At 57.9% G+C, this 19,935-nt stretch carries 24 protein-coding genes; 1 reads left to right on the top strand and 23 read right to left on the bottom strand.

The window, feature by feature from the left end; translation table 11 throughout:
- The first annotated feature begins 176 nt into the window (after positions 1 to 176).
- A complete protein-coding gene (locus tag CU100_RS07720) occupies positions 177 to 1,067 on the top strand; it encodes an MBL fold metallo-hydrolase (RefSeq protein WP_106715866.1) in 891 nt (296 codons plus the stop codon).
- A 2-nt stretch (positions 1,068 to 1,069) separates the two neighbouring features.
- Here the strand turns inward: CU100_RS07720 and CU100_RS07715 are convergent, their stop codons facing one another.
- The 23 genes from CU100_RS07715 to CU100_RS07610 all read right to left on the bottom strand — a co-directional run bounded on the left by CU100_RS07715 (position 1,070) and on the right by CU100_RS07610 (position 19,238).
- The gene (locus CU100_RS07715; protein ID WP_106715865.1) at positions 1,070 to 1,546 is read right to left on the bottom strand and encodes a cytochrome c-type biogenesis protein; all 477 of its coding nucleotides are present in this window, start codon (positions 1,544 to 1,546) and stop codon (positions 1,070 to 1,072) included.
- Positions 1,543 to 3,531, bottom strand: a complete 1,989-nt coding sequence (locus CU100_RS07710) for a heme lyase CcmF/NrfE family subunit (protein WP_106715864.1) — start codon at positions 3,529 to 3,531, stop codon at positions 1,543 to 1,545. The genes CU100_RS07715 and CU100_RS07710 overlap by 4 nt, the downstream gene beginning before the upstream one ends.
- Positions 3,528 to 3,974, bottom strand: coding sequence for a cytochrome c maturation protein CcmE (ccmE, locus tag CU100_RS07705; RefSeq protein ID WP_106715863.1), 447 nt, complete (start codon positions 3,972 to 3,974; stop codon positions 3,528 to 3,530). The genes CU100_RS07710 and ccmE overlap by 4 nt, the downstream gene beginning before the upstream one ends.
- Positions 3,971 to 5,143: a c-type cytochrome biogenesis protein CcmI gene (ccmI, locus tag CU100_RS07700; protein WP_106715862.1), complete on the bottom strand. Its 1,173-nt coding sequence runs from the start codon at positions 5,141 to 5,143 to the stop codon at positions 3,971 to 3,973. The genes ccmE and ccmI overlap by 4 nt, the downstream gene beginning before the upstream one ends.
- A gap of 82 nt (positions 5,144 to 5,225) precedes the next feature.
- On the bottom strand, positions 5,226 to 5,870 hold the full coding sequence (locus CU100_RS07695) for a hypothetical protein (RefSeq protein WP_106715861.1): 645 nt from the start codon (positions 5,868 to 5,870) through the stop codon (positions 5,226 to 5,228).
- Entirely contained in the window at positions 5,867 to 6,790 is a 924-nt protein-coding gene (locus CU100_RS07690) for a hypothetical protein (protein WP_106715860.1), read from the bottom strand. The genes CU100_RS07695 and CU100_RS07690 overlap by 4 nt, the downstream gene beginning before the upstream one ends.
- Positions 6,791 to 7,047: 257 nt before the next feature.
- Complete coding sequence (locus CU100_RS07685; protein ID WP_106716065.1) at positions 7,048 to 7,476, bottom strand: hypothetical protein; 429 nt, start codon at positions 7,474 to 7,476, stop codon at positions 7,048 to 7,050.
- Positions 7,477 to 7,549: 73 nt separating this feature from the next.
- Positions 7,550 to 8,851 (bottom strand): sensor histidine kinase, encoded by a 1,302-nt coding sequence (locus tag CU100_RS07680; protein WP_106716064.1) that lies wholly within the window; start codon positions 8,849 to 8,851, stop codon positions 7,550 to 7,552.
- Positions 8,852 to 9,002: 151 nt separating this feature from the next.
- A complete protein-coding gene (locus CU100_RS07675) occupies positions 9,003 to 9,674 on the bottom strand; it encodes a response regulator transcription factor (RefSeq protein ID WP_106715859.1) in 672 nt (223 codons plus the stop codon).
- 28 nt (positions 9,675 to 9,702) lie between these two features.
- A complete protein-coding gene (locus CU100_RS07670; protein WP_106715858.1) occupies positions 9,703 to 9,957 on the bottom strand; it encodes a hypothetical protein in 255 nt (84 codons plus the stop codon).
- 90 nt (positions 9,958 to 10,047) lie between these two features.
- On the bottom strand, positions 10,048 to 10,266 hold the full coding sequence (locus CU100_RS07665; RefSeq protein ID WP_106715857.1) for a hypothetical protein: 219 nt from the start codon (positions 10,264 to 10,266) through the stop codon (positions 10,048 to 10,050).
- Positions 10,267 to 10,299: 33 nt separating this feature from the next.
- Positions 10,300 to 14,142: a baseplate multidomain protein megatron gene (locus tag CU100_RS07660; protein WP_106715856.1), complete on the bottom strand. Its 3,843-nt coding sequence runs from the start codon at positions 14,140 to 14,142 to the stop codon at positions 10,300 to 10,302.
- Between the two features lie 20 nt (positions 14,143 to 14,162).
- Entirely contained in the window at positions 14,163 to 14,621 is a 459-nt protein-coding gene (locus tag CU100_RS07655) for an NlpC/P60 family protein (protein WP_106715855.1), read from the bottom strand.
- Positions 14,618 to 15,496, bottom strand: a complete 879-nt coding sequence (locus CU100_RS07650) for a DUF2163 domain-containing protein (protein WP_106715854.1) — start codon at positions 15,494 to 15,496, stop codon at positions 14,618 to 14,620. Before CU100_RS07650 ends, CU100_RS07655 begins: the two co-directional genes overlap by 4 nt.
- A complete protein-coding gene (locus tag CU100_RS07645) occupies positions 15,493 to 16,122 on the bottom strand; it encodes a DUF2460 domain-containing protein (protein WP_106715853.1) in 630 nt (209 codons plus the stop codon). The genes CU100_RS07650 and CU100_RS07645 overlap by 4 nt, the downstream gene beginning before the upstream one ends.
- Before the next feature lie 10 nt (positions 16,123 to 16,132).
- A complete protein-coding gene (locus tag CU100_RS07640) occupies positions 16,133 to 16,723 on the bottom strand; it encodes a phage tail tape measure protein (RefSeq protein WP_106715852.1) in 591 nt (196 codons plus the stop codon).
- Positions 16,690 to 16,938, bottom strand: coding sequence for a rcc01693 family protein (locus tag CU100_RS07635; RefSeq protein WP_280951587.1), 249 nt, complete (start codon positions 16,936 to 16,938; stop codon positions 16,690 to 16,692). Before CU100_RS07635 ends, CU100_RS07640 begins: the two co-directional genes overlap by 34 nt.
- The gene (locus tag CU100_RS07630; RefSeq protein WP_106715851.1) at positions 16,935 to 17,273 is read right to left on the bottom strand and encodes a gene transfer agent family protein; all 339 of its coding nucleotides are present in this window, start codon (positions 17,271 to 17,273) and stop codon (positions 16,935 to 16,937) included. Before CU100_RS07630 ends, CU100_RS07635 begins: the two co-directional genes overlap by 4 nt.
- On the bottom strand, positions 17,273 to 17,686 hold the full coding sequence (locus CU100_RS07625; protein WP_106715850.1) for a phage major tail protein, TP901-1 family: 414 nt from the start codon (positions 17,684 to 17,686) through the stop codon (positions 17,273 to 17,275). Before CU100_RS07625 ends, CU100_RS07630 begins: the two co-directional genes overlap by 1 nt.
- 84 nt (positions 17,687 to 17,770) lie before the next feature.
- Positions 17,771 to 18,184 carry a DUF3168 domain-containing protein gene (locus tag CU100_RS07620; protein ID WP_106715849.1) on the bottom strand — a complete coding sequence of 138 codons (414 nt, stop codon included), beginning with the start codon at positions 18,182 to 18,184 and terminating at the stop codon, positions 17,771 to 17,773.
- A complete protein-coding gene (locus CU100_RS26775) occupies positions 18,181 to 18,336 on the bottom strand; it encodes a hypothetical protein (RefSeq protein WP_170113755.1) in 156 nt (51 codons plus the stop codon). Before CU100_RS26775 ends, CU100_RS07620 begins: the two co-directional genes overlap by 4 nt.
- Positions 18,337 to 18,669 (bottom strand): phage head closure protein, encoded by a 333-nt coding sequence (locus CU100_RS07615; protein WP_245418939.1) that lies wholly within the window; start codon positions 18,667 to 18,669, stop codon positions 18,337 to 18,339.
- A complete protein-coding gene (locus CU100_RS07610; protein ID WP_106715848.1) occupies positions 18,669 to 19,238 on the bottom strand; it encodes a head-tail connector protein in 570 nt (189 codons plus the stop codon). The genes CU100_RS07615 and CU100_RS07610 overlap by 1 nt, the downstream gene beginning before the upstream one ends.
- Positions 19,239 to 19,935 lie beyond the last annotated feature (697 nt).

The following is a 19,935-nucleotide window of genomic DNA, read 5'->3' as shown; positions in this document are numbered from 1 at the left end:
CAGACTGATATATGACACAATGAAAAAAATTAGTTTACGCGTGTAACTTTAGTTTAATTAGTAGCTGTGCACCGGGACTGCCGATATCTGCACGTTCTCTACACCACTCCGTATATTCCAGGTTGAATTCTTCGACTTTTACCTGAACATTCGAAACACAGCTTTTGGAGTTCATCATGTCAGCTCTCGGATCGACCTTGCGCGTTCACCGGCCTTATCCCCGGGTTCTCGCCTTCTATGATGGCCGCGTAGACGGGGTGCGCGCTTACTCGGATGAGCCGAACTGGCTCGACGATGGCGCCTACTCACTTGGGGTTTGTTCCTACGCGGTGGTGTCCGGTCATGAGGCGCTGGTCTATGACACGAGCATTTCGCTGCCCCATGCGAGGATCATCCGCAAAACGCTGGAAGATGCCGGGGTTCGCAATATAAGGGTCGTGCTCAGCCACTGGCACACGGACCACATCGCCGGGAACGAGGTTTTTGCCGATTGCGAAATCATCGCCAATGATCTGACCGAGCAGGCGATGCGTAACAACCGCATCAATCTGGCAAATCGAACACCGCCGATTCACCCGCTGATCATGCCGAACCGCATTTTTCATGAGACGTTGCAACTGAGAATTGGGGAGGTCGAGGTGGAATTGCGCCATGCCGATATTCACAGCCATGACGGGACGATCATGATCCTGCCGCACCTCAAGCTGATGTTCGCCGGCGACACGCTCGAAGATCCTGTCACCTATGTCGCTGAACCAAAGCGACTTGAACACCATCTGCGTGATCTTGATCGCATTGCCACCTGGAACTTCGAAAAGATCCTGCCCAACCACGGTGCGGAGGAGGTTATCGTCGCGGGTGGTTATGAGCCAGGCCTGATCGGAGCGACACGCAGTTACGTGCAAAAACTCCTGCGGCTGAGGCACGAGCCCGAGCTTGCCAACATGGAGCTTCCTGCCTTCATCGCCGACGATCTGCGCTCAGGTTCAATCCGGTATTTTGCGCCCTACGAGGCGGTTCACCGAGAGAACGTGAAGGCCGTTCTGTCTGGCTACGCCGACGAATAGGCTCAATCTCCGGTCCCGGTGAAGAGCTTGTGCAGCTGTTGATTCTCTTTCTCGGAAAGCGGCGCCGTATCAACTGAAGTCGCGCGGCGCCGGCGGATCGAAATAATGATCGCAACGCCGCCCGCAAGCAGAACCACGATGGGGAACCCCCAGAGCAGCAGCGTGCTCGTCTGCAAGCGCGGCCGGAGCAGGACGAATTCACCATAGCGCGCCACGAGGAATTCGAGCACCTGCTCGTCCGTATCGCCGGCGACCAGCCTTTCGCGAACGAGCACGCGCAGATCCCGGGCAAGATCGGCATTGGAATCGTCGATTGATTCGTTCTGGCACACCATGCAGCGCAATTCCGCTGAGATGTTGCGGGCGCGTTTTTCAAGCACGGGGTTGGACAGCATCTCGTCCGGCGACAGGGCTTGCGCGCCAGTTGCAGCAAAGCAAAGCGCGAGGCCGAGGGCCAGGGCTGCAACCAGCCGTCTCATGCGACGGTCCGTGCTGGCTGTGGCTTTCGCTTCGCCCTGTTTGGCGCGCCAATGCGCAGCCGGCGGTCGAGCAGTGACATGCAGCCGCCAATCATCATGACCATCCCGCCGAGCCAGATCAGGGTAACCAGCGGCTTCCACCATATCCTGACCACGATCCCGCCATCCTTGGCCGCATCGCCGAGCGAAACATAAAGCTGACTGAACATGAATGTCTTGATGCCAGCCTCGGTCGTCTGCATCTTGCGAACAGGGAAGAAACGCTTGGCCGAGAGAAGATCGGTCACCGGCTGCCCTTCGTCGTTCATGATTGTGAACCTGCCCTGGTCCTCGGTGTAGTTCGAACCTTTCACAGCATCGACACGATCGAACCGCAGCGTATACCCACCCGCGCGAATGCCATCGCCAGGCTTCATCACCAGCACGCTTTCAGTTGCGAATGTCGTTGTGGCAACGATGCCAAGAAGGGTGACCCCGAGGCCAAAATGGGCAAATGCGGTGCCGAAAACCGAGCGCGGCAGACCGATGATACGTTGAAAAGTGGCACGGGCCGACGCCTTGCCAAGGCCGGCTTTCAGCCAGATATCGGTCACGGCGCCCAGCATGAGCCAGGCAGCGAGGCCGATGCCGAAGGCCGCCAGCACGCCAGATGCGGAGGTTTTGTAAAGAACCAGTGCCACGACAAGCAGTGCGAGGAAAAAAGCCGTCATCAACCGTTGCGCCACGGCGAGGATATCGCCGCGCTTCCATGCCAAAAGCGGCCCGAATGGAACGGCGGCCAGCAGCGGGATCATCAACGGCCCGAAAGTCAGATTGAAGAATGGTGCACCAACGGAAATCTTCTCGCCGGTCAGCGATTCCAGCAGCAAGGGATAAAGCGTGCCGATCAGCACGGTCGCGGCCGCGGTGGTCAAAAACAGATTGTTGAAAACCAGCGCACCCTCGCGCGAAATAGGCTGAAACAGGCCACCCGGAGCCAGCGTCTGCGCTCGCCAGGCGAACAGCGCAAGCGAACCGCCGATGAAGAGCACGAGGATCGCCAGGATGAACAGCCCACGGCCGGGATCTGTGGCAAATGTATGCACCGACGTCAGCACGCCCGAGCGCACAAGGAATGTGCCGAGCAGCGAGAGTGAGAAAGTCAGAATCGCAAGGAGAATTGTCCAGATTTTCAATGCCGATCGCTTTTCCATGACCAGCGCCGAATGCAGCAGCGCCGTTCCTGCAAGCCAGGGCATGAACGATGCGTTTTCGACAGGATCCCAGAACCACCAACCACCCCAGCCGAGCTCATAATAGGCCCAGTAGGAGCCCATTGCGATACCGCCGGTCAGGAATATCCAGGCAGTCAGTGTCCAGGGCCGCACCCAGCGCGCCCAGGCGGCGTCGATGCGGCCGTCGATCAGCGCCGCAACCGCAAAGGAGAAGCACACGGAAAAGCCGACATAGCCGAGGTAAAGCATGGGCGGGTGAATGGCGAGGCCGATATCCTGGAGGATCGGGTTGAGGTCCCGCCCTTCCACCGGGGCAGGATTGAGCCGCGCGAAGGGATTGGACGTGCCGACGATGAAGAGCAGGAAGGCACTGCCGATCCAGGCTTGTACGCCGAGGACATTGGCCTTCAGCGCCGGCGGCAGATTATTGCCGAAATAGGCGACGAGAGCGGTGAAGAAGCTCAGGATCAAAACCCAGAGCAGCATCGAGCCTTCGTGGTTGCCCCAGACTCCCGTGAACTTGTAGAGCATCGGCTTTTGCGAGTGCGAGTTTTCAAAGACATTCTGCACCGAAAAGTCCGATAGAACGTGGGCAGAGGTGAGCGCCGCAAAAGAAAGCGCGATCAGGGCAAACACAGTGAATGAAGCGGGGACCGCGACAGCCATCATGCGGTCATCGTTGCGACGTGCGCCAAGCACAGGCAACACAGCCTGGATGATCGATAGCGCCAGCGCCAATACCAGCGCGAAATGTCCGAGTTCGACGGTCACGGCTGCTTGGCCTCCCCCTGCCAGACGCCCTTGGCCTTCAGGCTGTCGGCAACTTCCTTCGGCATGTAATTCTCGTCGTGTTTGGCTAGAACGCTGTCGGCCACGAAAGCACCGCCAGGCATGAACTTGCCTTCGATAACGACGCCTTGATCCTCGCGGAACAAATCCGGCAGAATGCCATCATAGGTCACCGGAACACTTTTTACATGGTCCGTGACCGAGAACCTGATCTTCGTGCCATCGCCGCGTACGACACTGCCCTTTTCTACGAGACCGCCGAGACGGAAACGCGACTCCGATTCCACATCGGACGACTGAATATCGGAAGGCATGCGAAAAAACGCGATCTTCTGCTGCAGCGCGAATAGCACCAGGGCCGCCGCAACCGCCAGAACAAGCAGTCCGCCGCCGATTACCGAGAGCCGCTTCTGTTTGCGCGTCATCGATTGGTCTCCGGTTGGTCCGGTTCGTCCGCAAGGCCGAGTTCGCTCGCCACCGCGTCCAGTCTTGCGATCTTGTCCGCAGCCAGCGCTTTTCTCGCCCGCGCCAATGCGTCAAGCGCGTCGTTGGGCCGGTTGAGAACCACATAGGACCGGACGAGCCGTTCCCAGCCTTCGATATCGTCAGGCGATTGTTTCAATTTCTCGGCAAGGTTCGCCACCATGCCTTCGATCATCGCGGCGGGATCCTGGTTGTTCATGCCCGCTGCGGCCTCGACCTGCGAAGCATCGGGACCCGTTTTCTCCACGTCGCTGACGTCGGGCGCATCACCTGCAATCTCTTGATCAAGCCTCGTCAAGGCGGCCTGCGCCTGATCGCGCCAGGGAACATCCGCAGGCGCCTCCGCCAGGAGCTTACGGATAAGATCCCGCGCCTCCGGCAGGCGGCCCTGCTGCATCCAGCCATCGATGATGTAGAATTGCGGCCGCATATCGCTCGGATCGAGTTCAAGAGCATGCTTCAACACCGCCTCGGCTTCAGGAGTGATCTTTCCATCGGCAGCGGCTGCCATCGCCTGACCCAGTCCGAGCTGGCGCGCTGCGCTGTCGCCATTGAGGCGGATCGCGTGCCTGTAGGCGGTCACGGCATCGGCCGGGCGGCCAAGCCGCAAATATATTGGCGCAAGCACCTCCCAGCCTTGACCATCGTCCGGGTTGAGCGTGAGGTGGGCTTCGGCGCGCGCGATCAGTTCTGCGGGCGTGCTCTGGTCCGCCGGCTTCGCGAGGCGTTCAGCCAAGGGTTGCGCCGGCAAGTCAGGCGAGCCCGTCTTCGCGTATATCCCCCAGGAAATCAACGGGATGGCGAGAACTGTTGCGAGCGTGAGCCACTCGCGCGTTGCGCTTTTCGTCGGCCGGACGAGCGCCTTGTCCTCCTCGACAGCCTTGGCTGATTTAAGAAGGCGGCGTCCGATTTCGGCGCGTGCCTGCTCGCTGCTGGCAGGGTCGATGAGACCGCGCTTTTCATCGGCATCGAGTTCGCGCAGCTGATCGCGGTAGACCTCGACATCATATTGATTGTCCGAGACGGGCGCATGGATGCGCCGCGTCAACGGCAGAAGCACAAGCAGCGTCGCAACTACGGTAAGAACAGCAGCGGAAATCCAGAAAACCATGGGTGAGACATACCCCCACCCCCGCGTAAAATCCAAATGGATTTAAATTGATAGGGCAATTCGCCGCAAAGGTTGGAACAGTTCAAAGCTCCAGCGGGAACGGCGTGGGCTCCCAGATATGCTCCATCTTGTGTGCCTTGACGGTGGCCTCCTCCCATTGGTGGAGGGTTTTTGCAATAAACTCCCTGTCGCTCGCCTCCAATGCCGGAAAAAAATCAGGTGCAACCTTGGTAAAATATGGCTCTATTCTCGTGTCCTGCGGCCGCAACTGCAAAGCCTTGCTGAAATCGCCGAGAGCTGCGGCCACGAATATGTTGGTGAATACGCGATCATCAAAATGACCATCAAACGTCGTCGACTTCGAGCGCTCGTGTGCGATGTAGTCATCGAACGTCTTCATTGCCCGAAGCCGTGGCAAGGCAATTCCTTCAATATGGTTCCTCATGGCCGTAACGGTATCTGGTTTGGTTACATCCCACATGCCCACAGATTGGTCGAAGAGCCATACAGGATTCCATCCCAGCATTATGTCCTTTTGTGCAGGCACAAGCGGATAAGTAACAATGTGCGGTTCGAACGATCGTTTGTCGCTACTCCGATCAACAAAGACGCCGCGCAATATGTGGTGAACCGGCTTGACAATGAGAAATCGCCCAATGAGCACCAGATCCGAATGACGGGCAACAAGAGGCATCAACGCCTCGTTGACTTGGGCGGTTGTGGTCATTTCCAGTACTCATCAAAATTGATTTCGACAATGATAATATCTGTAAGCTTGTTGTGAATCTTGTGAACAGCGTTTCGCATCTCGATTGCTCGGGGAACGCTGACGCCCGCTCGCCCCGTTTTGAAATCATGGACACATACACGATTATCCCGTTCAGGACCCAGTATATCAATTCGAACAGTATTCTTGAGGCCGTACTTGGCAAGATAATCAGGGTTTTTATCTGCTGCAATCTCCTCCGCAAACTTTAAATACGATCGTTCGGTGCGCAAGATGTTGGGATAATTTGCGTTGGCGAGCTTCTTCAAATTCGCATGCGCAGCTGTGCCAAACAACCACGGCGTCTCGTAGTCAGACGGCGGTTCAGCCCTTTTGACCGCCTCGTTTGCTAGCGACTGGACGATGCCGATTTCCGGGCAATATCTTTTGACCTCATTCTTCGTCAACAGTTTGACAGTTGCCTTCACTCGCCTTCCTGGCTGGAGTTGATCGTCCTCACCCCAGTCCTTCGGACGAAACAGCAGGACCGGCTTGAGGCTCGGATCCCGCTGATTGGAGAGCCGGTTATATTCGGCAATGGCATCTTCTGCGGGTAACAGCCCGGTGGAACGTCCTCCCTCGCGCAAAAGGTGAGGTGCAAGCAGGATGCCAGAACCCGTTCCTCCGCCGGCTATGCCGCCGCTTCCACCGCCACTCAAGGCCATGGGGGATGAAAGCGGGTCTTCACGACGCATGTATACCGGCTGCACCAAGCCTGAGGATCCACCACTCTCACCGGTCCATTGCCCGCCGTCTGGATTTCCCGCGGGAACACGGGGCTGGTCGGGATGGAAATTCGCCTTGCGTCCGAGAAAATATGAATCGACGATATCCAGGAAACCCTCGTTCATCCTGATCTCGGCCCTGATCAGGGCCAGCATTGCGGCATCCGATTGAGGGGTGTGAATTCTCATTTTCGCAGCAAGGATCCGCTGCTTAGTGGAAATTCTCAGCAATAGCTCTTCTAACATACTATGTCCGTTTCTATGAAAATATTCCTATTACCACTCGCAATTTGACTGCTGTGCGATAATTATCCGCTGAAAAGGAAAAGATGTCCGGAGCACTGTCAGCCGCGAGGGTTGCTCGCGGCTGACTTCGTCCGATTAAAAAGAGATTGCCTAGCTGCGTCCGGACCTTAGGTCAAAGGCGTCCAGCTGCCGTCCTCGTTCCGGCAAGCTGTGCCTCGCGAGGATTGCGGTGTACCGTCGATGCGCACGGTGTGCGTGTATTGGCGGCAATTTTGCGAGCCGACCTGATAAGGCTGCGCCGCAACGACTTCGCCACTGCGGCTGCCGCTGCTGTTTTTCCATTCGATGGTCTTGCCTGCTGGAGAATATTCCAGCGCCTGATATTCGGCTTGCAAGGCCCGCTTGCGATCCGATGCGTCCAGAGATGGGTTGTTTCCGATCAAACCATTGCCGAGCGCTGCGAGAACCCCCGTCGTAGCCGATTTCGAGCCACCCGTCAGTTTGCTCAGCGTACTTCCGCCGTTGTTTTTTGGAGCTGTGGAGCAGCCGGCCAAAACAACAACGACAAGCAGGGAAATGACTATATGAAATTTCATCATTGGTCCGTTTTAGGGTATCCTTTGCAGTGGCCTTTTATGGCCCGATAAGCCGCTCGCTTGCAAGCTCGATTCAGGTGCCCGCGACCGGAAGTGTCAGCCTCGCCGCCAGACCGCCAAGCTCGGCGCTTCGTTCCAGCCGGAGCGTGCCGCCATATTCGCGCACCGTATCATGAACGATCGAGAGGCCGAGACCCGTTCCCGGCTTGGTCTCGTCGAGACGTTTGCCGCGTGTCAGCGCATCCTTTATCTGCTCTGGCGCCAGACCATCGCCGTCATCCTCGACGCTGATTTCAAGTCCGCTATCGACTTTCGCAAGTGTAAGCCGAATGACCTTGCGGCCCCATTTTCCCGCGTTTTCCAGGAGGTTCCCGACCACCTCCTCCAGGTCTTCCTGCTCTCCGGCAAAGATGGCGTCATCCATGTAGTTGTTGAATTGGACCTCCATCTCTGGGTTGAGCTTTCTCGTTACCCGCACCAGCCGCCCGAGGATCGGCGTGACCGGCGCGCGAAACACCACGCTGTCGCGCTGTGCGGCTACCCGGGCGCGTTGCAGATAATGCTGCACCTGAACCTGCATGGCTTCGCTCTGCTCGGCAATAAGCCGTCCTTCCGTTCCGCCGATGGTGCGGCTTTCATTCACGAGCACCGACAGGGGCGTCTTGAGCGAGTGTGCAAGATTGCCGACCTGCGTGCGTGATCGTTCCATTATGCGGCGATTGTTTTCGATGAGGGCGTTCATCTCGCGCGCCAGCGGTGCGATCTCGTCGGGCAAACGTTCATCGAGCCTTGAGACTTTGCCCTCGCGGATGTCAGCGAGGGAACGGCGAACACGATCGAGTGGCCGCAAACCGAAGAGGATCACGGCGGCGTTGATCAACGTGCCGCCGAGACCGAACACACCGAGATAAAAGTAAAGCGTATTGCGGAAATGAGCGATCTCGCCTTCGACCTCGCTCAGATTGCCCATGACCCTGAACCTGGCAACGCGATTTTCCGCATCGAGCACGACTTCGGTTTCGACCACGGAAAGCTGCTGGCCGTTGGGGCCCGGTTCCACGTAGGAACGCTGGAAGGACGTGTCGAAGGGAACATTGAGGGTCGAGGGAGAGTCGATTTCACGATCGCCGAGCGAGACCGATTTCAACGAACCCTTCAAATTGTCCGCAACAGGTTCGACGGACCAGTACCAACCGGAAAGCGGGCTTGAATAGCGTACCTCTCCGGGGTCTGGACGGCCCGCAAGCGTACCGTCATTGACGCTGACTGATGCGATCACACTGAAGAGATGGGCGGACAGCAATTGCTTGAAGCTTTGCAGGCGCGATTCGCCATAGATGGTCGAGATGATGGTGGCGATGGCGACGAAGGAGATTACAGTCCACAACGTCGAGAGCATGATGACGCGAAGCGATAGGGAACGCAGGCTGGGAAGATAGCCGGTCAGCGGGATTTTCACGCGTCGTCCTGCCTTTTTCTCGAATCCAGGCCTGATAAAGCGCCCGCCAGGCCGGGATCAAACGCCTCTATGACCTGTTGTCCTGCGATTTGATCCGGTACCCCATGCCACGGATGGTTTCGATGAGATCCATGCCCATTTTCTTGCGCAACCTGCCAACAAATACTTCGATCGTGTTGGAATCCCGATCGAAATCCTGGTCGTACAGATGCTCGACGAGTTCTGTCCGGGATACTACCTCGTCCATGTGGTGCATGAGATAGGACAGGAGCCGGAACTCGTGTGACGTGAGTTTAAGTGCGGTACCATTGACCGTTGCCTTCGAGGTCTTCGTGTCGAGGCGCAGCGGTCCGCAGGTGATCTCCGATGAGGCGTGGCCGGCGGCACGCCGGATCAGCGCACGCAGGCGTGCCAGGACCTCCTCGATATGGAAAGGTTTGGCGACATAATCATCGGCACCGGCGTCGATGCCGGCAACCTTGTCGCTCCAGCGATCGCGCGCAGTCAACAGGAGGACCGGCATGACCCGCCCGTCCCGGCGCCATTTTTCAAGAACGGTAAGCCCGTCCATCTGCGGCAGGCCGATATCGAGGATCACCGCATCATAGGGCTCGGTGTCGCCAAGAAAATGCCCCTCCTCGCCGTCGGAAGCCTTGTCCACCACATAGCCGGCATCGGTCAAAGCTTCGACCAACTGACGGTTGAGGTCGCGATCATCTTCTACGACGAGTATTCTCATTCAGGATTTCCTTGCCGGAGGAAGGCGATCAATTCGCGGGTACAGCGACTTCCACGCGGCGTGGACGTTCGCCATCCTTGCCGGGGATGAGCACGACCACGACACAGACTTCTTTGCCGTTCTGCACGACAGAGGTTGCCCGTGCAAGTGTACCGCCCTGCGAGTCCGCCACCCGTTGACCGACCGAAGAACAATCCGCCGCAAAGGCAGGCCCGGCGTTGAGAACGCCGGTGACCAAGATCAGAGCCGCTATGGGCAAGGAGATAGAAAGGTGTTTCATCATGGGATCATTAGTAACGGTTGCTGTCTGAACGATGAATGAACAATCGGTAATGTGGCTGTCAGAAATGCCACAAGTTCACGACTTTTAACATCATATTTCTTTACGTGTAATGAGCGTCGTGGCGCTCACACGTCCAAAAAGTGCGACAATCCCGCTGAGCGCCGTTATGAACTGGGTTATTATATCTGACAAAGACCCTTGATCGATACCCGTGGCAGGCACCTGGACGAAGCTCGAACATGAAAGCAGGATCGTTACAATTGACGCCCAGATGGTCTTCGACAGGTACCAGGGTTTTTCGATGCTCATGATAAATTCCTTTTTCAGATGTTATATTTGAAATCAATCGATTGGTAATTTGCGGCGGGCAGCGCGCCCGGGTCCGACAATGGCTGAAATCATTGCAACGCTGAAATCGATCTCGGACGTCAACCCACCATGATCGGATTGTCGCTGGGCGAGACCATACGTCCAGTTGGGCTTTTCCACTTCGAGGGATCGAACCAGTTTCTCGTCTTTGCGTATTTCCACGCGATAGAGTTCACGCTCTTCGCCCAAGGGGAGATCAGGTGCGAACCAACTGTCGGCATCGATCCGTCCACGCCTCACCCAGCTGATGTGGACGTCACCGTTCGCCTCCGTCCGCGAGCGGATGTGAACAGGTTCGAGCGGCTGCAATGCGCGAAGTCCCCCGGCCCGTTTCACGGTGGTGAAGTACTGGTCGGTAAAGTCCTCCCCTGAGGCCCCGATACGCCAGGTAAGATCGAGACCGGTCTCCTCCGGCTTTAAGCCGGCCGGGGAGACAGCGTTGTTGATAAGGACGAAAGGCGTTCCTGAAGGCCTCGACTGTGTGGCCTCGCGTTCCGTACCGCATTGACCCCGCAGCAGCCCGCTCAATCGCCATACATCGCTTTCGACTTCTTCGGCATCGAGAAACTGCAAGACCTCCCAGCTACCCTCCGGAGCGGCCAGCAGCGCGGAGTTGGCACCGTTCAGAACTTGCGACAGGGAAGCTGAACTCAGTTCACCGTCGTAGAGCCGCACGGTAAGTGATCGAGCCTTAAGCACCCTGCCACTTGGCCCGGCGGCCAGCGGCGCAGTTAGTTCGCCCATCACCCCACGATGGGGTACCAGAGTTCTTTGCTTGAAATCGGTTGCTTCGGGTGAAGCATAAACGCTTGTCCCACCCCAGGGCTCGGCAAAAGCCGCGATGCGAAACTGATCGGACGGTCTTTCGACGCCCGGCCACATCGGCAAGTCCAGAAGCTCGAAATGCGGCCTGCCGCGAACCGAAAGGCGGCCGCCGTCCGGGGGAGACGGCAATACTCCCCGAACCGGGTATCTTATCTGTTGCGGCAATGCTCGTGCCTCGACGCGGCGCGTCAAGCCATCCTCGATGGACGTGACCACGAAATCCGGTGCAGACGTGTTTCCGGAAATTCTCACCCGATCCCCCGGCTTCAGCGCAATCTGCTTCCACGGCAGCTCGAACGACGCTGTTCGCCGCGTCGCCCGGCGCGTCTGCAGCGCCTCCTCGACCAGCGATTTCGCCTGCGCGGTATCTATCATGCCTGGGAGCCCTATGTTCTCCGTGCCTCTGCCGTCGAGGCGTTCGGCAAAAGTCATCGCCGCCTGATAGTCCAGCATGGGATCCCTATAGGCCATTTCGATGCGGGCCGGTTGTTCTGCAAGCTCCTGCATGCGCCAAACGACAGGTCCATTCTCCTCCTGCTCGACAAACTCTTCGATGAGCGGGGCCTTTACCTCCATGTGCACGGCGCTGCGAAAAGCCAGGCTGTTGCCGCTCTCGAAACTGTCCACACCATAGAGAGCTAACAAAGGCTCGATAGCCGCCCGGGCGCTTGTCGGCTCCTCGATGACATAGCCGCTGACAAATCCATCCACGCGGCCTGTATCGATCTGGGCCGCGCCGAAATCGCCAAGAATCGCTTCCAGAAGTTCGTCGAGCGGGACACCCGAAAGTCTTCCGTTCAACCAATGTCCTGTCATCCAGTTGTCGCCATCGGACCATAGCGTCCGGTTCAGCGGAAACTCCGGATATGGGCGTGTATCCCAAGCCCACGCATAGATGCGGTCAGGATCAATCATGCCGTCGGCGTCAGCCGTCTTCCAGTGGTTGAAGTGCGCACGCAGGAAGCGGTTTTGCGCAAGATCGCTGCGGCCGTGGTCGGAGAAATAGGGATACGCGCCTTCCGAGGATTTCATATCGGGGAAAACATTTGGCTGATTGGGACCCTTGTCGGCGGCGGGGCAGCCCAATTCCGTTAGCCATATTGGCTTTCCCCGCGGTTGCCATGCGGTCGGCACCGCGCTTTCCACGCCGCCTTGCCTGTTATGATGTCTGTTGCTCCACCATGAGTTCAGATCCTTGTAGCGATAAACCCAGGCTTTGCCTGCACCATCGGTGATGGGCGTTCGGGTTCGTAGGGTGCGATCAAGGACCGATCTGTAGTACCAGTCGAAGCCCTCGCCCGAGGCAATCTGACTCTGCAATCCGCTCAGGTCGTACGGCGAGTTGAAGCCGTCGGGATTTGGAACGCTGTAATCTCCATCGCGCCAGTCGCTCAGCGGCATGTAATTGTCGATGCCGATTGCATCGATCGCCGGATGCGCCCACAGCGGATCAAGATGGAAAAACACATCTCCTGATCCATCTTGAGGGTGGTGGCCGAAATATTCCGTCCAATCGGCACCATAGGTCAGCTTGCAGCCTGGTCCGAGAACATGCCGGAGATCGCCTGCAAGCTCGCACAAGCCATCAACGAACGGAAAACCGTTTGTCTGGTCCCGGACCATCGTCAGGCCGAACAACTCGGAGCCGACGATGAATGTGTCTACACCGCCGGCACATAGAGCGAGATGCGCTAGATGCAGCATGAATCTGCGATAACCCCAGTCGTCCCGGTTTCCTGAAAAGCGAACCTTGTTGTTTCTGGTTTCAAAATCACGGGACTTGGCGGTGCCGAGGAACGTAGCGATCTCGGCACTGGCAGCTGGGGTCGTGTTCGGACTACCCGGCCTGTACGGCGCCGGATGACAGGTGATGCGTCCGCGCCACGGATAAGCTCCCTGCCTCGGTCCACCATAGGGATCAGGCAGGTTGTTGTCTGATCGGATATCCATCATGACGAATGGATATAGCGTGACGCTCAGGCCACGAGCCTTGGCGTCAAGAATGGCATCTATGACGCTTTCATCGGAGGGTGTACCGCCATAGGCGGCGCCCTTGTCTGCGCGGGAGATCAGATGAGCCTGTAATCGCGAAACGCCGCCCGCCCGCCAGGTACTGCTTTCCCTATGGCCTGCCCTGTCCATAACACCCGGCTTGATTGCGCATTCGGCTGCACGCAAGTCGGCGCCAAACCACGGCACCACGATTGCTACGTGTTCCAGCGAAGGACAAAGCCGCTGGAGTTCATACATCGAGGCGTTCCAATCGGTAGCGCCCCTCAGGCAATTGCGGTTCAGGCCCTTCGTCTTGCCCTTCGACGGCTCGCTCGTAACGAGATGCGGCGAAAGCCCGAACTCTGTTGCACCCGGAACGAGGGCCACCGCTTTGAGGTCGCGCGCCACGCTGTTCACGCTCCGCACCACTTCGAACTGGAATTGCGGAATTCGGTTGCCATAATCGTCAAGTGGAAAGCGATCGAATACGACATAAGCCGTGTCGCGATAGGCCGGCGCGTTGCCCTGACCCTGCTTCGCTTCAATCAGCGGATCAATGGGCTGGCTTGTTGTTCCGTTGTAAACGCGAGTGGTACAACGCGTCTGGTCAAGCTCCTTCCCGTCGACCCATATGCGGCGGATCATGCTGATCTGACCTTCGGCTACAGCGATAGCAAAATTTGCGAAGTAATTATACTCGGTGACTTTTTGCCTGCCCTTGCCGCCCTGACGCGACGTGGTTTTCGCTTCTTCGAAGCGGGTAGCCCAAATGAGCGTGCCGGATATCCTTACCGAGCCGTAGACTCGGGGCAGCGCCGCGCCTTCCTCGGCCGACATAGGGCGCATCGACGACATGCGTGGGCCTTCGATAGTCCGGCCGAACAGCGCCTGGTCGATGAGATATCCGCCGACCGATGCGACAGCGGAGCCGATAGCTGCGGCCACCGTTCCCGACGTCGTAAGAGCGCCAACTGCGGCTGTCAGAACAAGTGTTGCCATGTGCTGAATTCTTTCTGGAACTATTGGTAAGTGGTGGCTTGCGTTGCTGCTGCGCGATCGGGAAACGTGAATACGCCGGCGATACGCTTGCGCCATTGCGGAACCAGGGCTGAGTCCATCACACTGTGGCCCTCATAGGCGTGAATGAACCGATCCTCGTCCGAGAGAATTCCGAGGTGTTTTGCAGCCATACCATCGCGCCATCGAAACACCAGAAGATCGCCGGGCTGCGCATTGGCCAATGGCTTTTCATTCATGTGCATGCGCCCTGCCTCAAGCAGCGGATCGCCTATGTTCGTCTCGGCCCAATCGGCGGAATAGGCAGCAACCACTTGCGGCTCCTGCCCGTAAAGCGCACGCCAGATGCCGCGCACCAGTCCGAGACAATCGCTGCCAACCTGACATCTCGAGCCGCCATGCCGGTAAGGCGTGCCGATCCACCGCCGGGCTTCTGCCATAACGTCCTCGGTTATGCTCATGGTACCAACGGCTTGCCGTCGAAAATGCCTTGGCCATCGGCATAATTATAGGCAGCATCATTGCCGGGCAGATGCGGGAAGCCGCGAAAGTTCGCGCTATTGGAAAACTTCGCCTTGCACTGCGCAAAGCTCTTGTCGCATCCAGGTTTCAGGGAAAAAACCTCCCCAATCTTCATGTCGGGTATCGATGCGTCACGCAGGCAGAGCCGTGTGCCGTTCTCAGCCGCGACCTGATTGAGGACGACGTTACTGCGCCGGACATCAACTCCTGATATCCACGTCAAGACGCCATTGTCGAACCAGCCGCCGCTCGGAGGTTGAAGCCCGGTTGCTATCATCTCGCGGTCGGACAGGATGGCCGCCACTGTTCCTGTCTGACTTCCCGCAACATAACCGCAGCGGTGGTCGCCAAGCTGGGCATCGCACTGTCTGGTAATGCGCCGGCCCTTGACCTTGTCGAGATCGGCGGAACTGCTTTTCGTTTCCGCCACGAACTTCCTGCCCGATCGCGTGATCGTGCCGATGCGTGCGCTTCGCAGCAGGGCTATCTGATCCGGCGATGCCCAGTTGACCAGGAAGGTCTCGACCACGGCTCCGTCAAACGCCCCGCCTTCGATGTCGGCGTCGGTGATACTGACGGAAGACAGCGCACCCTCGATTTCGGCACTGTCCACTGCGAGCCCGAGCGAGCTTGTCGCTTCGCTGGCGCTGAACCCTGTTTGCGGCCCGCACGAGACACCGGCGACAATCAAATCCCGGTCGTGATCGGTGAAGCCGTGGATAACCCCATCTTGCCTGCGAACAATCCAGCAAAAACAGTGGGTTGTCACTTCACCTGCAAGATGTGATTCAAGTGCCGGCGGAATCTTGCTCATGCCTTTACCTCGACGATCGGTATGGTTGGTATTTCCCCGGCCGCGAACGATTTTATGCTGATAGTCAGCCGGTCCGTGTCGAAACGCGATGGGACGTCAAAGTTGAATCCCGCCGTCACTCTTGCGCCGGTAGGCGGTATTCTATCCTTTCCAAAGATAATTTGGCCGGTGATCAGCTCCACCGTGAAATCCCGCGCCTCCAGCTTCTCGACACCATTTACGGCGACACGCACGCTACCCCCCTGCGCCTTGGTAATCGTCCGGACATACTCGCCATAGTGCTTGACCAGTTGGAACCTGCCATTGATCCCATCCCCCTTGCCGAGATTTTGGTCGCCCGCCGCCGGCTTCTGGCCGGACCGGCACGAAAGATGGTCGAACGGATCGCGGAAACGGAACGCATGAAGCGATCCTCGCCGCGCCTCGAAGAATGTCATGACTTCGTCCAGATCAGCCAAGGAGCGGACGCCTGTCCCCGCATCGTAATGGCGTCGCGACTGAGCCCAGCGTGCATTGCGCTGTTCGAAGCCGGACGTCAGCGGGACAATCTCGTTGCGCCACTCCGGACCCCCGGTCGCGCCAAAGGAAACGCCGGCGGGAAAGCGCACGTCGTGAAAAACTACCATGGGAAAGTTCCTAAAAAGTTCTGGCGCCCTTGCGTGCCGCGCGGGCAAGCATGCCAGTGAGTTGCGCCTCCGATTTGCGGAAGGATGTTGCGTCGGGTGTCGATACGTTGAAGACCACCTGCACCGGCGCTCCCCCGCCTTGCGCCGCGACGCCAAGGCGTCCGTCCGCGCCCCGTGTCAACGGCATGACCGCTTCGGTCCCCGCTTCGCCCATCAGGCCGAGTGAACCGTCCGCGTTGAAATAGGTAGGACTGGAGACAATTCCGCCCTTGGCAAAAAAGGTCGGCCTTTCGGCTGGTATGGGGGATGTACCGTAAAACGCTCCGGGCTCCCGTTTCAGCCCTCCAACAAAGCTGGAAAACAGACCCGAAGCCAGATCCTGCAGCGGTTTCAACCCTGCACTCAAACTCATGCTCGCGATATTCAATGCCAGCTGTTTAAGAACATCGCCGAGGTCCTGGCCGCCGATCGCCGCAGCTTTGAGCGAGTTCGTCAAGGTGCGCCCGAAAAGCTCGGATTTTTTCTGCAAAGCATCAAGGGCGTCATCTATACCCTTGGTATCGCCTTTTATCTCAAGCTTGAGCTCAGAATTGTCGGGCATTGCATCTCCTGTTCTCTATCCGGGAAGGCTTGCATCAATTGCGCAAGGTCATTGCGGGTCGGTGCGGTATGGCTTGCAGACCTGCGAAAGGCCGCATTGAGTTCGCGGGGTGTCATCGCCCAGAACTCGGTGGAGGACAGCCGCAACACACCCAATCCCGCCGCCATCATCTCCAGCCAGGGGAACGGCTCGAGGTGATTTTCCTCGAGTTTCAACGGTTTGACCCGGTTTGCTCCAAATTGGAGTCACCGAAGGTCGCGCTCAAAAGCTCACCAACGATGCGAGCGAAGCCGGTAATTCCTCCTTCGGCGCGCATCTGGGCAATCTCCTCGGGCGTCACCTGGTTTCCTCCTCCGCGCAGTCCCGCCGCGACGATTTTGAGGATATCGGCCGCCGAGAGTGCGCTTGTCGAAAAGCGTTTCAGCAAGACGGCGAGGTCTTGCGCGCCGAATGCATCTTCCAGCTCCGCAAGAGCGCCAAGCGTCAGGCACAATGTCCACTCACGGCCATCCAGTGTGGCGCTGATTTCGCCCCTATGCCGGTTCACCATCATCCGATCTCCTTGAAATTGATCGGCCCGGCAGATTCGAGCGCAATCTCGAAAGTGACCTCGCCATTATATGCGCCGCCATATTCCAGCGCCGTGATCTGGAACAGCCCTTGCAACGTGCCGAAATCGGGCAAAATAATTTGCCATGCAGGAATGTCTCCATTGAAAAACGCCTGACGGAACAACGCATCCGACTGGGCATCCTTGAAGAGGCCGGAGCCGCTGACCGAGGCACGCTGCACTGCGCTGCCTCCGAGCAATTCCCGCCAGCGCCCGACTGCGTCAGCGTCGGTTACGTCCACCGTCTCGGTGTTGAAGGCAACGCGTTTCGACTTCAAGCCGGCACAGGTTACATAATTGCCGCTGGCATCGGCGACCTTCAACAGAATATCCTTGCCTCTCTGGGCGCCCATTTGACATCCTTTCAAAATGTATGCGGTGCACGGCTTCGCTCATCGAGAGCTTGTCGAACCACGCGTGGGTTGTTGTTAACTTGTTCAGGGGGTCGTGATTTCTTCGGTCACCGCACGGTAGCGCAGGATCCCGAGATAACCGTCCCGGTTGTCTTCCGCGCGCCCCTGCGAATACTGTAGTCCGAGGTTCACCAGCCGGTGTCCGGCAAGCGTAAGCGCGGATCGTTCCAGCAGCCGGTCGATAATGTTCATGATGGCGAACACCGATTTGCGGCCGCTCGCCCGGTTCCAGACATTGAGCGTAAACAAGTGTTCGCTGCCGCGCTCGGTCGCCGTACTCCAATCATAGATATTGGAGTTACCGAGCGTGACGTAAGGGAAGTCCGTCCCGTCGGGCACACGATCAAAGACGCGATTTTCGATGAGTTTCTCCAGCGCCACATCGCCCCTCAACAGCGCGAGCAACGCCTTTTGCAGTTCCAGCCCGGCACTGGTCATGACTTGATCCTTTCGGCAGGCATGCGCGTGCTTTGCGAAATCCGGGTCTGATCTTTTTCAGTGCTGACAGGCGCATCCTCCGCCAGTTCTATCGCCTTCCAGCGCAGCGTCTGGATCAAATCTGCGACGGTCATCTGCATGGTGATTTTCATTCAAAGCTCCTCGCGCGCACGACAGACCAGATAGCGGCCGCTATCGTCGGGGTCGTGCATTGTCACTATTCGAAATTTGCGCAGGCCTTTGCGCAGCCGCATGGCGGTCCCGATATCTCTTCGCATCCGTAGTGTGATGCGGTGCGTAACTTCTGGCATATCCTGGTCGCCCAACATCCGGAGGCCGGATCCCATCGGCTCGATCTGCGCCCAGATACTGGCAATCTCGACCCAGTTCTCCACGAGCTCGCCGGCTTCGTCACTGGTGACTTCGGGTTTCTCGAGCAGAAGCTCCCGCGAGAGGCTGCCCGGATCGATGAATAGCGTCGCCATCAGAGTGACACCCTGCGCCAGAGGCCGACGGCCCGTTCGAAGGCCGAGGGGTAGGAAACTGGCTGCTGTGCCGAGCCATAGACGCCGCGAAACTCGTACCAATGGGCAACGAGCGTCGATATCGCATGGCGCAAGGCTTCCGGGACGTCGGCGCCCGTTTCGCCGAACCCGGCCACGAAATCGATCTCCAGCCCGCTGAGCGGCAGGGCCGGCCGGCTACGTGCCGCAAGATAGAGCCGCGCCGGCCTCGCATAGCCGCTCAGATGCAGATCGTCCCCGGCAATCGGAACCGGCGTACCATCCTCGATATATGCAGTCACAGCGACCACGGAACGAACCGGATATTTCGCAATCCGCACGATGCCGTTCTTCGGCCAGCTGTCGGGGTAGAGACGCCATTCCTGGCTGATCAGCGCGAGACCCGTCTGCATTTCCAGCGTTTCCCGCGCTGCCTTGATCAGTCCGCCGAGAAGTACATCTTCGCTATCATTGTCGAGGCGTAAAAATTGGCGCACCTCCGCCAGCGTCACCGGCTCGACAGCCGGCGGCTTGATCATTGTCATGGTCATGTTTGGGGGTCCTGAATTTTCGGCAAAAATGTTTCACCACGGCCTACACAGCAGCGATGCCTGCAGACCGCAATGTCGACTACGATGTATAAAAACTGGCGGGCAATGGCTTGCCCCAAATGCCTCGATTAGCCGCTTGGCAGATTATCGCAGGTTTCTATCTTCCGTTGCCTATCGTGCGCCATGTTGACGATGATCGTCGATTCAAAGGACGCATCGTGCACTTGATAAAGTGCAGTCAGCAAGAAGTCCGCAACCTTTCGAAAGCTTTCCGGTCCCGGGCTTTCGAAAGTGGTTCGATAGTTTCCTTGCGAGCCATCGGTTGAAAACCCTAGCTTTGCCAAGGCAGCAACGCCCTCCGTCCACACGCGGTAATAACCGGGCCTGCGCTCCTTAGGCCCATAGAACCCGAGGAAGCCTCACACAACATGCGCTTATCGTTGTCAATGAAGCGACATTGAACGTAACGTTTGACTTGCCGGCAACTGAAAGGACCAAATAACGATCAAGCTCCGTCTCACGACTGCTGCTGGAATGTATCTGCGCCAGTCTTGCAATCACAGGACATCGATGAAGTTCCAAAAAGCCTGGCAGCCCCTCGCCAACAAGCCTGTTGCCCGTAGAACTCACCGATGTCGGCAAAAATCCCGATAGATATTACGAGCGCCGTAATGAGCATGGCTCGCAGCGTCAAAAC

This window comes from Phyllobacterium endophyticum (assembly GCF_003010935.1).
GTDB classification, from domain to species: domain Bacteria; phylum Pseudomonadota; class Alphaproteobacteria; order Rhizobiales; family Rhizobiaceae; genus Phyllobacterium; species Phyllobacterium endophyticum.
Note: the sequence above shows the minus strand (reverse complement) of the source record. Positions and strands in the feature narration are given on the sequence as shown.